The 12,771-nt window shown below is 69.8% G+C and carries 10 protein-coding genes and 1 rRNA gene; 9 read left to right on the plus strand and 2 right to left on the minus strand.

Annotation, left to right across the window (positions count from 1 at the left end; translation table 11 throughout):
• Positions 1-103 precede the first annotated feature (103 nt).
• On the plus strand, positions 104-1,954 hold the full coding sequence (gene ilvD / locus OG842_RS22125) for a dihydroxy-acid dehydratase (protein WP_266731949.1): 1,851 nt from the start codon (positions 104-106) through the stop codon (positions 1,952-1,954).
• Between the two features lie 40 nt (positions 1,955-1,994).
• Here ilvD and OG842_RS22130 read toward each other — a convergent pair whose 3' ends face one another.
• Positions 1,995-4,199, minus strand: a complete 2,205-nt coding sequence (locus OG842_RS22130; protein ID WP_266731950.1) for a serine/threonine-protein kinase — start codon at positions 4,197-4,199, stop codon at positions 1,995-1,997.
• Positions 4,200-4,329: 130 nt separating this feature from the next.
• On the opposite strand from OG842_RS22130, the gene OG842_RS22135 reads away from it, so the two are divergent.
• From OG842_RS22135 to proC, 6 genes are all read left to right on the plus strand, one after another.
• Positions 4,330-4,671, plus strand: coding sequence for an SH3 domain-containing protein (locus tag OG842_RS22135; protein WP_401875453.1), 342 nt, complete (start codon positions 4,330-4,332; stop codon positions 4,669-4,671).
• Positions 4,672-4,726: 55 nt separating this feature from the next.
• On the plus strand, positions 4,727-5,248 hold the full coding sequence (locus OG842_RS22140) for a hypothetical protein (RefSeq protein WP_266731954.1): 522 nt from the start codon (positions 4,727-4,729) through the stop codon (positions 5,246-5,248).
• A gap of 99 nt (positions 5,249-5,347) precedes the next feature.
• Entirely contained in the window at positions 5,348-6,181 is an 834-nt protein-coding gene (locus tag OG842_RS22145; RefSeq protein ID WP_266731956.1) for a class I SAM-dependent methyltransferase, read from the plus strand.
• Positions 6,182-6,212: 31 nt separating this feature from the next.
• Positions 6,213-6,980, plus strand: a complete 768-nt coding sequence (locus tag OG842_RS22150; RefSeq protein WP_266731957.1) for an ABC transporter ATP-binding protein — start codon at positions 6,213-6,215, stop codon at positions 6,978-6,980.
• Positions 6,977-7,765: an ABC transporter permease gene (locus OG842_RS22155; RefSeq protein WP_266731958.1), complete on the plus strand. Its 789-nt coding sequence runs from the start codon at positions 6,977-6,979 to the stop codon at positions 7,763-7,765. Before OG842_RS22150 ends, OG842_RS22155 begins: the two co-directional genes overlap by 4 nt.
• 74 nt (positions 7,766-7,839) lie before the next feature.
• Positions 7,840-8,649 (plus strand): pyrroline-5-carboxylate reductase, encoded by an 810-nt coding sequence (proC, locus tag OG842_RS22160; RefSeq protein ID WP_266731960.1) that lies wholly within the window; start codon positions 7,840-7,842, stop codon positions 8,647-8,649.
• Position 8,650: 1 nt separating this feature from the next.
• Here proC and OG842_RS22165 read toward each other — a convergent pair whose 3' ends face one another.
• Positions 8,651-9,235: a cysteine hydrolase family protein gene (locus OG842_RS22165; RefSeq protein ID WP_266731962.1), complete on the minus strand. Its 585-nt coding sequence runs from the start codon at positions 9,233-9,235 to the stop codon at positions 8,651-8,653.
• Between the two features lie 74 nt (positions 9,236-9,309).
• Here OG842_RS22165 and OG842_RS22170 point away from each other — a divergent pair, with 74 nt between their 5' ends.
• Positions 9,310-10,299, plus strand: a complete 990-nt coding sequence (locus OG842_RS22170; RefSeq protein ID WP_266731963.1) for a GlxA family transcriptional regulator — start codon at positions 9,310-9,312, stop codon at positions 10,297-10,299.
• Between the two features lie 665 nt (positions 10,300-10,964).
• Positions 10,965-12,490 (plus strand): 16S ribosomal RNA (locus tag OG842_RS22175).
• Positions 12,491-12,771: the final 281 nt, after the last annotated feature.

A 12,771-nucleotide genomic window follows, 5' to 3' on the forward strand; every position in this document is an offset into this window, starting at 1 on the left:
ATCCACCGAGCACTTCGTCCCGCATTTCGGACACTGTGTCCAGATCTTGGAGCCGGAGGCGTACGCTCGGAGGCAGTCTTAAACGTCGAAGGAGCGAGAGACGATGCCCCAGCTGAGGTCCCGCACTGTCACCCACGGCCGCAACATGGCGGGCGCCCGCGCCCTTATGCGGGCCTCGGGCGTAGCGAGCGAGGACATCGGCAAGCCGATCATCGCGGTCGCCAACTCCTTCACCGAGTTCGTCCCCGGCCACACCCACCTGGCCCCGGTCGGCCGGATCGTCTCCGACGCCATCAAGGCCGCGGGCGCCGTGCCGCGCGAGTTCAACACCATCGCCGTCGACGACGGCATCGCGATGGGCCACGGCGGGATGCTCTACAGCCTCCCCTCCCGCGACCTGATCGCCGACTCCGTCGAGTACATGGTCGAGGCGCACTGCGCGGACGCGCTGATCTGCATCTCCAACTGCGACAAGATCACCCCCGGCATGCTGATGGCCGCGATGCGCCTCAACATCCCGACGGTCTTCGTCTCCGGCGGCCCGATGGAGGCGGGCAAGGCCACCCTGGTCGACGGCACGGTCCGCAAGCTCGACCTGGTCAACGCGATCAGTGACGCCGTCGACGAGAGCATCTCGGACGAGGACATCCTCCGTATCGAGGAGAACGCCTGTCCCACCTGCGGCAGCTGTTCCGGCATGTTCACCGCCAACTCGATGAACTGCCTGACCGAGGCCCTCGGCCTCTCCCTCCCCGGCAACGGCTCCGTCCTCGCCACGCACACCGCCCGCAAGGCGCTGTACGAGGAGGCCGGCCGCACGGTCGTCGAGATCACCAGGCGCTACTACGAGCAGGACGACGCGACGGTCCTGCCCCGCTCCATCGGCACCCGCGCCGCGTTCGACAACGCGATGGCGCTGGACATCGCGATGGGCGGCTCCACCAACACGATCCTGCACCTGCTCGCCGCGGCGCAGGAGGCCGAGCTGTCCTACGACCTCGCCGACATCGACGCGGTCTCGCGCCGCGTCCCCTGCCTGTCGAAGGTCGCCCCCAACGTGGCCCCCGGCGGCACGTACTACATGGAGGACGTCCACCGGGCCGGCGGCATCCCCGCCCTCCTCGGCGAGCTGCACCGCGCCGGCCTGCTCGACGAGGACGTGCACTCGGTCCACTCCGACTCCCTCGCCCAGTGGCTGAAGGACTGGGACATCCGCGGCGGCTCCCCGTCCCCGGAGGCCGTCGAGCTCTGGCACGCGGCCCCCGGATGCGTCCGTTCCGCGACGGCCTTCTCGCAGTCGGAGCGCTGGGAGACCCTCGACCTGGACGCGGCCGGCGGCTGCATCCGCGACCTGGCGCACGCCTACTCCAAGGACGGCGGTCTCGCGGTCCTCAAGGGGAACCTCGCCGAGGACGGCTGTGTCGTGAAGACGGCGGGCGTCGACGAGTCGATCTGGACCTTCGAGGGCCCGGCGGTCGTCTGCGAGTCGCAGGACGAGGCCGTCGACAAGATCCTCCGCAAGGAGATCAAGGAGGGCGACGTCGTCGTCATCCGTTACGAGGGTCCGCGCGGCGGCCCCGGCATGCAGGAGATGCTCTACCCGACCTCCTTCCTCAAGGGCCGCGGCCTCGGCAAGAGCTGCGCCCTGGTGACCGACGGCCGCTTCTCCGGCGGTACGTCGGGCCTGTCCATCGGCCACGCGTCGCCGGAGGCCGCGTCGGGCGGCACGATCGCGCTGGTCGAGGACGGTGACCGGATCAGGATCGACATCCCGAACCGTTCGATCGAGCTCCTCGTCCCCGAGGCCGAGCTGGCCACCCGCCGCGAGGCGCTGAACGGCGTGTACGCGCCGAAGAACCGCGAGCGCAAGGTCTCGGCCGCGCTGCGCGCCTACGCGGCGATGGCGACGAGCGCCGACCGGGGCGCGGTGCGCGACGTGTCCAAGCTGGGCTGACCGGCCCGCCGGCCGACGGACCACCGGACCCCGCCCGCTCTCACCAGCGGGCGGGGTCCTGCCCGTCCACGGCGAACACGGACCCGTCGGGCGCGGTCCCGAAGACGGTCCGCCCGGCGGCTACCGGGGCGGGCAGCGCCGAGGAGTACGTGAGCCTCCCGTTCCGCAGCCGTGGGCCCGTCTGCCCCAGCAGCTTCCCGTGCTCGGTGTCCACGGCCAGCAGCCGCCCGTCCGCCGTCGAGAAGTACAGCCGGTCCCCGGCGGCGAGGACGGGAGCGGAGGTCCGCCCGGCACCGGTCTCCAGCTGCCAGCGCACCGTTTTTCCGCCCTCGGCCGGGCGGGTGTCGACGGCGACCAGCGTCCCGCCGTGCGCCAGCAGATAGGCGGTGTCCCCGCCCAGTACGACCTCCGGCTCGTTCATCCGGAAGGGCAGCGCCATCCGTACGGCGCTGCGCGCCCCCGGTTCGTAGCGGACGAGCCCGACGGTCTGGGCATCCCCGTTCATGGCCGTCATGACGAGCGCACCGTCCGAGGTCCCCACCGGGGTCAGCATCCCGTCCAGCCGCCGCTGCCACGCCGTGCGCCCCGTCGTGGCGTGGACGGCGGAGACCAGCGTGGTCGATCCGTAGGCCGAGTGCTCGAACGCGTAGGCCAGCCCGGTGCGGGCGTCGTACAGCGCGTAGTCCGGGCGCTGGTGCCCGGCGAGCCGATGCCGCCAGAGGGACACTCCGGTCGCGGAGTCGAGCGCCTCGGTGGTGCCGTCCTCGGCGACCAGCAGCAGCGCGTCACCCGCGTCGAAGGGGGTGCCCAGGTACGGGGAGAGGTCCGCGGCCCAGACCTGTTCGCCCTTGGCGGGGTCGTACGCCCGGAGCTTCCCGCCCGGCACCGCCGTGTGCACCAGACCGCCGGAGACCGACACCACGCCGACCGCCGGCGCGTCGGCCTCGGCGCCGCGCGACCACAGCACCCGGCCGTCCGCGGGATCCAGCCGGGAGACACCGATGCCGTCCGCCGCGCAGTACAGCGCGGGCGGACCGGACGCCTCCGCCCCGGCGCCGTCCGCCGGGGAACAGGCCGGGGTCGCCTTGCCGGCGGTCCGCAGGGCCGTCCGCCACGGGGCGAACTCCTGCGCCGAGTCCTTCGTCCCGCCCGTACCGCCCGACTCACCGGCCCCGCCGGAATCGGCGCCCGTGCCGACGGCCCACACCCCGCCGGCCCCCATGACCAGCAGCGCGGCGGTGGCCGCCAGCCACCGCCGCTTGCCGCTTCCGGCAGCCGCCTTCCCGCCCCGCACCGCCGAGCCCTCGCCCACGTGCGTGTCCGCTTCCGCGCCGGAAGGGGTGTCGGCCCCGGCCTGCGGCACGGGCGCCGGACCGGTGACCGGCCGCCGCTGCGACGGTATGAACGCTGCGGCCTCGTACGAGGGCGGACGCAGCGTCGTCATGATCTCGTCCGGAGTGGGCCGCCCGGCGGGGTCCTTCGTCAGGCACTGCCCGATCAGCGGGGCCAGGTCCGACGGCACCCCCGTCAGATCGGCCTCGTCGTGCACCACCTGGTAGGCCACGATGTACGGGCTGTCCGAGTCGAAGGGCCCCCGGCCGGTCGCCGCGTGGACGAGCACGGCCCCCAGGGCGAACACGTCGGCGGCGGGCCCGACCTCACGCGGCCGCTGGAACTGCTCGGGCGCCATGTAGGGCGGCGAGCCGATCAGCTTGCCGGTCTCGGTGCGCAGATCGCTGTCGTACGGGCGGGAGATCCCGAAGTCGATGACCTTGGGCCCGGAGTCGGAGAGCAGTACGTTGCTCGGCTTGAGGTCACGGTGGATGACACCGGCCCGGTGGATGTCCCGCAGCGCCTCGGCGAGCCCGGCCGTCAGTCTGCGCAGCCCGGCCGGGGCCATCGGCCCGTTCCGCTTCACCTGATCGGCGAGTGTGGGGCCGGGCACGTACAGGGTGGCCATCCAGGGCCGTTCGGCGTCCGGATCGGCATCGACGACCGGCGCGGTGAAGGCGCCGCTGACCCGCCGGGCCGCCCCGACCTCCTGCCGGAAACGCGCCCTGAACTCCGGGTTCGCCGCGTACTGCTCGTGCACCACCTTGACGGCGAGCTGCAGTCCGGAGGCGGAGCGGGCCAGGTGCACGACCCCCATGCCGCCCGCGCCGAGACGTGCCTCAAGACGGTACTGCCCGGCGTAATCCGGATGCTCCGCTTCCGGGTTGGCTCCGGTACCTCGCAGCGGCGGCATCGCCCACCCCCGTGTGTTCGTCCGCAAGCGCGACGCACGGAGCCTAGTCGATGGTGCGTGCGATCCGGACGGGGCTTAGTAGCCTGCGCGTCGTACACACCGACTCTCAACGGGGGAGGGCCTCATGGCCATGGACGAGCACACCGACATCACGACCGCCGCCACCACCGCCGCCGCGGCCGACGTCACCGAGGACGTGGCGGCGCTCGCCGGTTCCGACGACGTCACCAGGTACCCGATCGCGCCCGGCTACCGCGTCAACGTCCGCACCGGACCGGGCACCCAGTACGGGATCGTCAGGACCCTCCCGTACGGGATGAAGGTCCCGGTCTACTGCCAGAAGCCGGGGGAGCGGGTCACCGGCCCGTACGGCACCTCGAACCTCTGGGACAACATCGCCAACGGCCAGTTCGTGGCGGACGCCTACGTCCACACGGGCAGCGACGGCTACATCGCACCGCGCTGCGACTGACCGGGGCGGTGCCCGGCGCGTCCGGCGCCGCGACCGCCCGGGGATAATCGGCTTCGTGAGCGAGAACAGTGAAGCCCCCGGCTCCAGCACGCCCGGCCCGCAGCCCGAGCCCCTGCGCTTCTTCGGTACGACCTGGGTCGACCACAGCGGGGGCTACGGGCTGCGACGCGTCGGGGCGGCGGTCGGCTCGCTGGCCGCCGCGGTCGCCGCCTGCTTCGTGCTCCGGTTCGCCTACCAGGGGCTCGAGATCGCCGACGTCGGCAGCTTCGTCGGCATCCTGGTCGTGCTGATGTTCGCCATCTGCAGCGCCATCGCCTTCCGCAAGACCTGGGAAGGGTTCAGCCGCCGCCCCGCCGACCCGGCGCGCGAGGCCAATCTGCGCGGTCTCAAGACGATCGGCTTCGTCGGCTCACTGATCGCGTACTTCCTCCGTACCTTCCGCGAGGCACCGGGCGAGCAGCTGCACCGCACGGAGTACGAGACGGCCCTGGCCCGCTACGAGAAGCGCCGCACCGCCCGCACCGGGAACCCCGCGGCCCGCAAGAACACCAAGGGCAAGCGTCCCAAGCGCAAGTAGGCGCCCCTGCTCCGTCCCGACGGCGCGTGCGCCCGCGCCCGCTCGCCGACCCGGTAGAAATCACCGGCGCACGCCCCCGGCGCGAGCCACGATGAACCCATGGTTCCCGCCGATTCCCACCGCCCCGCACCCGCATCCGCCCCCACCTCCTCACCGCCGGCCACCCCGGCCACGCCCCGAGCGCTCTCTTTCGACCGGGCCGCCGCCCAGTACGCCGCGGCCCGCCCCGGCTACCCGCCCGCGCTCTTCGACGCCGTCGAGGAACTGGCCCACCGCCCCCTGCGCGGCGCCCGCACCGTCGACATCGGCGCCGGCACGGGCATCTCCACCCGGCTCCTCCACGAACGCGGTGCCCGGGTCACCGCCGTCGAACCGGGCGCCGGCATGGCGGCGGAGCTCCACCGCTCGTTCCCGCACCTGCCCGTCGTACGCGGCGACGGCAACCGCCTCCCCCTCGCCACCGCATCGGCCGACCTGATCACGTACGCCCAGTCCTGGCACTGGACGGACCCGGCCCTCGCCGCCCCCGAGGCGCTGCGCGTCCTTCGCCCCGGCGGCGCCCTCGCCCTCTGGTGGAACGTCTCCGACCACTCCGTCCCGTGGATCGCCGAGCAGGACGCCCGGCTGCGCCGTTTCTTCGGCGCCGGCGACTCCGCCCACGGTTCGGCCGTCCGCTCCCGCGACCTGCCGTCCGGGCTCGACTTCGCGCACCGCCGGGTGCCCTGGACGCGGCGGGTGCCCCTCGACACCCACCTCGCCAACCTCGGCAGCCACTCCGCCTTCCTCGTCCTCGGCGCGGAACCCACGCGGCGCTTCCTCGCCGAGGAGGGCGCCCGGCTCGCGGAACTCTTCCCGGACGGCACGGTCGAGGAGAGCTACGCGGTCGACCTGAGCGTGGCCGTCGTCCCCGTCGGCCTTGGCACCACCTCTTGACGGGCAGGCACCCCGGGATCATATTCATCACATGATGAATAACCGGGGTGCCGCCATCGAGGCCCACGGCCTCACGGTCGTACGAGGCGACCGCACGGTCCTGCGCTCCATCGACTTCACCGTCGAACCCGGCAGGATCACCGGCCTCCTCGGCCCCTCCGGCTGCGGGAAATCGACCCTGATGCGGTCCGTCGTGGGCACCCAGGCCAAGGTCACCGGCACCCTCGACGTGCTCGGCAGCCCCGCGGGCCACCCCGCGCTCCGCCCACGCATCGGATACGTCACCCAGGACCCGTCCGTCTACACCGACCTGACCGTCCGGCAGAACCTGGACTACTTCGCGGCGATCCTCCGGCCGGGCCGCCGACAGCGCGACGCCCGCCGCGCCGCCGTCACCCGCGCCATCACCGAGGTCGACCTGACCAGCCACGCCGACGCCCTCGCCGGCACCCTCTCCGGCGGCCAGCTCGCCCGCGCCTCCCTCGCCGTGGCCCTGCTCGGCACCCCGGAACTCCTGGTCCTCGACGAACCCACCGTGGGCCTGGACCCCGTACTCCGCCGCGACCTGTGGAACCTCTTCCACCGCCTAGCCGCCGACCGCGGCACCACGCTCCTCGTCTCCTCGCACGTCATGGACGAGGCCGAACGCTGCCACCGCCTGCTCCTCATGCGCGAGGGCGAGATCCTCGCCGACGGCACCCCCGAGGCGCTGCGCACCGCCGCCCGCGCGGACACCGTCGAAGCGGCGTTCCTCCACCTGGTCGACCAGGCCGCCACCCGCCAGGAGCCCGCCCGATGAGTACGACACCGACCCCGGCACCCACCCCGGCGACCGGCACCCCGCCCCTGAGCCCGGCCCGCACCCTCGCCACCGCCGCCCGGGTCCTGCGCCAGCTCAGCCACGACGCCCGCACCGTCGCCCTGCTGCTCCTGGTCCCGGTCGTGCTGATCAGCCTGCTCCGGTACGTGTTCGACGGCAGCCCCCGCACCTTCGACGCCATCGGCGCCTCGCTCCTCGGCATCTTCCCGCTGATCACGATGTTCCTGGTGACCTCGATCGCCACCCTGCGCGAACGCACCTCGGGCACCCTCGAACGCCTCCTCGCGATGCCGCTCGGCAAGGGCGACCTGATCGCCGGCTACGCCCTCGCGTTCGGCGCCGTGGCGATTGTCCAGTCGCTCCTGGCCACCGCGGTCTCGGTCTGGGCGCTGGGCCTGGACGTCATCGGCTCCCCGTGGCTGCTGCTCCTGGTCGCCCTGCTCGACGCGCTGCTCGGCACGGCACTGGGCCTGTTCGTCTCCGCCTTCGCCGCTTCCGAGTTCCAGGCCGTCCAGTTCATGCCCGCCGTGATCTTCCCGCAGCTCCTGCTCTGCGGACTGTTCATCGCCCGCGACCGGATGGCCCCCTTCCTCGAAGCGATCTCGAACGTGCTGCCCATGTCGTACGCGGTCGACGGCATGAACCAGGTCCTCGGCCACACCGACATCACCGGCGACTTCGTCCGCGACGTACTGGTCGTGGCGGGCTGCGCCCTCCTGGTACTCGCCCTCGGCGCCGCCACCCTCCGCCGCCGCACCGCCTGACGGGCCGGTGCGAGGATGACGGACACGAGCACCGAGCACCGAGATCCGTCAGCACAGCCCGGAGGGTGAACCACATGACCCAGACAGTCGCAGTACTCGGCACCGGCAAGATCGGCGAGGCCCTGCTCAGCGGCATGATCCGGGCGGGCTGGCGCCCGGCGAACCTGCTGGTCACCACGCGCCGCTCCGAGCGCGCCGAGGAACTCCACAACCGCTACGGCGTCGACTCCGTCAGCAACGCCGAGGCCGCCGAGCGCGCCGACATCCTCATCCTCGCGGTCAAGCCCCAGGACATGGGCCGGCTCCTCGACGAGCTCTCCGGGCACATCACCCCCGACCGCCTGGTCATCAGCGCTGCCGCGGGCATCACGACCGCCTTCATCGAGGACCGCCTCGCCGCGAGCACCCCGGTCGTGCGCGTCATGCCGAACACCCCCGTCCTCGTCGACGAGGGCATGTCCGTCATCTCGGCCGGCAGCCACGCCACCACCGACCACCTCACCGCCGCGGAGGCGATCTTCGGCGGCGTCGGCAAGACCCTCCGCGTCCCCGAGTCCCAGCAGGACGCGGCAACCGCCCTGTCCGGATCGGGCCCCGCGTACTTCTACTTCCTCGTCGAGGCGATGACCGACGCCGGCATCCTGCTCGGCCTGCCCCGCGCCCAGGCCCACGACCTGATCGTCCAGGCCGCCATCGGCGCCGCCGTGATGCTCCGCGACAGCGGCGAACACCCCGTCAAGCTGCGCGAAGCCGTCACCAGCCCGGCCGGCACCACCATCAGCGCCATCCGTGAACTGGAGAACCACGGCGTACGAGCCGCCCTCATCGCCGCCCTCGAAGCCGCCCGCGACCGCAGCCGCGAACTCGCCTCCGGCAACGGCTGACCTACACCGCGGCAGCGATCAGCTCCGCGCTGCGCACCACCTTCGCGAAGCCACCGCCGTGCAACGACACGGCGGTGGCCCGCGCCAGCTGGTCCGCGCTCTGCGTCCACCCCCACGGCCCGGTCAGATCGAAGGTGTGCGTCGCGTCCAGCGGTACGAACACCTCGTACCCGAGGTTCCCGCCCATCCGCGCCGTGGTCTCGACGCACATGTTGGTCTGGATCCCGACCACCACGAGCTGCCGGATCCCGCTCCGCTCCAGCCACTCGGCGAGATCGGGCGTCCCGTAGAAGGCGGAGTTCACGCTCTTCGTCAGCAACAGTTCGGGCCCACCGCCCTTCCCGCGCCGCTCCTCCACGTACCCCTTGAAGTCGTTCCCCGGCTGACCCACCCGCAACGGCGAGTCCGGCTTGGGCGAGTCATGCCGTACGAACACCACCGGCCGCCCGCTCGACTGCCAGGCATCGATCAGCCCCGCGATGTTCCGGTCCGCCTCCGGGTTGTTCCGAGGCCCCCAGTACGCCTCCTCCTCGAAGCCGTTCTGTACGTCAATCACGATCAGTGCCGCGTTCTCTGCGATCTCCATGCGAACGATCCTGCCGCCCGGCGGCGCCACGTCCCAGAGGTCAGAAAGCCATCGATCGATGCTTTACTGCCACTATGGCGACCACCCCCGATCCCACCCGCATCGCGCTCGTCTCCTTCCCCGGCGTACGCGCTTTCGACGTCTCGGTCATCACGGAGGTCTGGGGCGTCGACCGCACCGACCGCGGCGTCCCGCCCTTCGAGCTGCGCCGCACCGCCGCCGAACCGGCCCCCATCGCCCTGCGCGGCGGCCTCTCCCTCACCCCGGACCGCACCCTCGCCTGGCTCGCCCGCGCCGACCTGATCGTCGTCCCCGGCCTCGACGACCACCTGATCCCGGCCCCCGCCCCGGTCCTGGAGGCCCTCCGCCGCGCCCACGCCCGAGCCACCCCGATCGCGTCCCTGTGCGGCGGAGCCTTCCCGCTCGCCCAGGCCGGCCTCCTGGCCGGCCGCCGAGCGGTCACCCACTGGCGCCTCGCCGACGACCTCCGCGCCACCTACCCCCATGTGAAGGTGACCCAGGACGCCCTCTTCCTCCACGACGCCAACATCTGGACGTCGGCGGGCACCGCGGCCGGCATCGACCTCTGTCTCCACCTCGTACGCAGGATGCACGGGGCCGAGATCGCGGCCACGATCGCCCGTTCGATGGTCACGGCCCCGTTCCGCACCGGCACCCAGGCCCAGTTCATCGAGCACCCCACCCCCCGCGCCGACCGCGACGCCGACACCCTCGCCGCGGTACGCGCCTTCGCCCTGGCCCATCTGGCCGAACCGCACACGGTCGCCTCCCTCGCCACCCGTGCCGGAATGTCCCCCCGCTCCTTCGCCCGCCACTTCCAGGCCACCACCGGCACGACCCCGCTGCGCTGGCTGATCACCCAACGCATCGCCGCAGCCCAGAAGCTCCTGGAACGCACCGACCTCCCTCTCCCCGAGGTGGCCCGCCGCACCGGCTTCGGCAGCGAGATCACCATGCGCCAGCACTTCGCCACCCACCTGTCCACCAGCCCCCGCGACTACCGCCTGGCCTTCCACCGGCAACCGGACCCGGCCCGGGGTTGACACGCCCTGCCCGCATCCGTAATGTGCTCCGAGTTGTCCGACGTGAGCGCCGACTCCGGTCGGTCCCCGGACAGCCATCCCGCAGTAACCACATCTGACCAGCGACATCTGTCGCCGGACTTTCTGTGCGCATTTGCGGAATGAGGAATCCACGTTCGAAGGAGCGGGACCCCCGATTAGCGTCGGGGCCCAGGATTCCGCTAAAGTCTCACTCGTCGGAACGGCCCAACGGCCAGGAAGACAAACCCCGCTGACTGGGAATCAGGCCCGAAAGGATCTGATAGAGTCGGACTCGCCGGAAAGGGAAACGCGAAAGCGAAGAACTGGAAAGCGAAAAAGCAGGATCCCGCTTCGACCGGGAATCGGACACGAAAGAGTCTGATAGAGTCGGAAACGCAAGACCGAAGGGAAAAGCCCGGAGGAAAGCCCGAGAGGGTGAGTACAAAGGAAGCGTCCGTTCCTTGAGAACTCAACAGCGTGCCAAAAGTCAACGCCAGATATGTTGATACCCCGGCCTGCTTCGGCAGGTTGGAGGTTCCTTTGAAAGTCCCGCGAGGTCACTGACCTGGTGGGCAATTTACACAGCGAGGACGCTGTGAACGACCGGTCTTATTCCGTCCGGTCGTTCCGCTCTCGTGTTGTGTTGTCCCGATCACGGGAAAACATTCACGGAGAGTTTGATCCTGGCTCAGGACGAACGCTGGCGGCGTGCTTAACACATGCAAGTCGAACGATGAAGCCCTTCGGGGTGGATTAGTGGCGAACGGGTGAGTAACACGTGGGCAATCTGCCCTTCACTCTGGGACAAGCCCTGGAAACGGGGTCTAATACCGGATAACACTCTGTCCCGCATGGGACGGGGTTGAAAGCTCCGGCGGTGAAGGATGAGCCCGCGGCCTATCAGCTTGTTGGTGGGGTGATGGCCTACCAAGGCGACGACGGGTAGCCGGCCTGAGAGGGCGACCGGCCACACTGGGACTGAGACACGGCCCAGACTCCTACGGGAGGCAGCAGTGGGGAATATTGCACAATGGGCGAAAGCCTGATGCAGCGACGCCGCGTGAGGGATGACGGCCTTCGGGTTGTAAACCTCTTTCAGCAGGGAAGAAGCGAGAGTGACGGTACCTGCAGAAGAAGCGCCGGCTAACTACGTGCCAGCAGCCGCGGTAATACGTAGGGCGCAAGCGTTGTCCGGAATTATTGGGCGTAAAGAGCTCGTAGGCGGCTTGTTGCGTCGGTTGTGAAAGCCCGGGGCTTAACCCCGGGTCTGCAGTCGATACGGGCAGGCTAGAGTGTGGTAGGGGAGATCGGAATTCCTGGTGTAGCGGTGAAATGCGCAGATATCAGGAGGAACACCGGTGGCGAAGGCGGATCTCTGGGCCATTACTGACGCTGAGGAGCGAAAGCGTGGGGAGCGAACAGGATTAGATACCCTGGTAGTCCACGCCGTAAACGTTGGGAACTAGGTGTTGGCGACATTCCACGTCGTCGGTGCCGCAGCTAACGCATTAAGTTCCCCGCCTGGGGAGTACGGCCGCAAGGCTAAAACTCAAAGGAATTGACGGGGGCCCGCACAAGCAGCGGAGCATGTGGCTTAATTCGACGCAACGCGAAGAACCTTACCAAGGCTTGACATACACCGGAAAGCATCAGAGATGGTGCCCCCCTTGTGGTCGGTGTACAGGTGGTGCATGGCTGTCGTCAGCTCGTGTCGTGAGATGTTGGGTTAAGTCCCGCAACGAGCGCAACCCTTGTTCTGTGTTGCCAGCATGCCCTTCGGGGTGATGGGGACTCACAGGAGACTGCCGGGGTCAACTCGGAGGAAGGTGGGGACGACGTCAAGTCATCATGCCCCTTATGTCTTGGGCTGCACACGTGCTACAATGGCCGGTACAATGAGCTGCGATGCCGCGAGGCGGAGCGAATCTCAAAAAGCCGGTCTCAGTTCGGATTGGGGTCTGCAACTCGACCCCATGAAGTCGGAGTTGCTAGTAATCGCAGATCAGCATTGCTGCGGTGAATACGTTCCCGGGCCTTGTACACACCGCCCGTCACGTCACGAAAGTCGGTAACACCCGAAGCCGGTGGCCCAACCCCTTGTGGGAGGGAGCTGTCGAAGGTGGGACTGGCGATTGGGACGAAGTCGTAACAAGGTAGCCGTACCGGAAGGTGCGGCTGGATCACCTCCTTTCTAAGGAGCATCTAGATTCCGCAAGGAATCCAGAGCCACTACGTCGGCAAATGTTCGACGGTGGTCAGCTCATGGGTGGAACGTTGACTATTCGGCACGGTTCTTCAGAGTTCGTTAGTACTGCTTCGGCGTGGAAAGTGAATTCTGGTGGATCGGGTCGGGCACGTTGTTGGGTATCTGAGGGTACGGCCGTGATGGTCGCCTTCAGTTGCCGGCCCCAGTGAACCTGTTCTTCGGAGCGGGGTGATGGGTGGCTGGTCGTTGTTTGAGAACTGCACAGT

It is taken from the genome of Streptomyces sp. NBC_00376 (assembly GCF_036077095.1).
In the GTDB taxonomy this organism is placed as follows: domain Bacteria; phylum Actinomycetota; class Actinomycetes; order Streptomycetales; family Streptomycetaceae; genus Streptomyces.

Coding starts and splice junctions, on each gene's coding strand:
- ilvD (WP_266731949.1), top strand. CDS start 104: ATGCCCCAGCTGAGGTCCCGCACTGTCACCCACGGCCGCAACATGGCG.
- OG842_RS22155 (WP_266731958.1), top strand. CDS start 6,977: ATGAGTACGACACCGACCCCGGCACCCACCCCGGCGACCGGCACCCCG.
- OG842_RS22170 (WP_266731963.1), top strand. CDS start 9,310: ATGGCGACCACCCCCGATCCCACCCGCATCGCGCTCGTCTCCTTCCCC.
- OG842_RS22130 (WP_266731950.1), bottom strand. CDS start 4,199: ATGCCGCCGCTGCGAGGTACCGGAGCCAACCCGGAAGCGGAGCATCCG.
- OG842_RS22135 (WP_401875453.1), top strand. CDS start 4,330: ATGGACGAGCACACCGACATCACGACCGCCGCCACCACCGCCGCCGCG.
- OG842_RS22145 (WP_266731956.1), top strand. CDS start 5,348: ATGGTTCCCGCCGATTCCCACCGCCCCGCACCCGCATCCGCCCCCACC.
- OG842_RS22150 (WP_266731957.1), top strand. CDS start 6,213: ATGATGAATAACCGGGGTGCCGCCATCGAGGCCCACGGCCTCACGGTC.
- OG842_RS22165 (WP_266731962.1), bottom strand. CDS start 9,235: ATGGAGATCGCAGAGAACGCGGCACTGATCGTGATTGACGTACAGAAC.
- proC (WP_266731960.1), top strand. CDS start 7,840: ATGACCCAGACAGTCGCAGTACTCGGCACCGGCAAGATCGGCGAGGCC.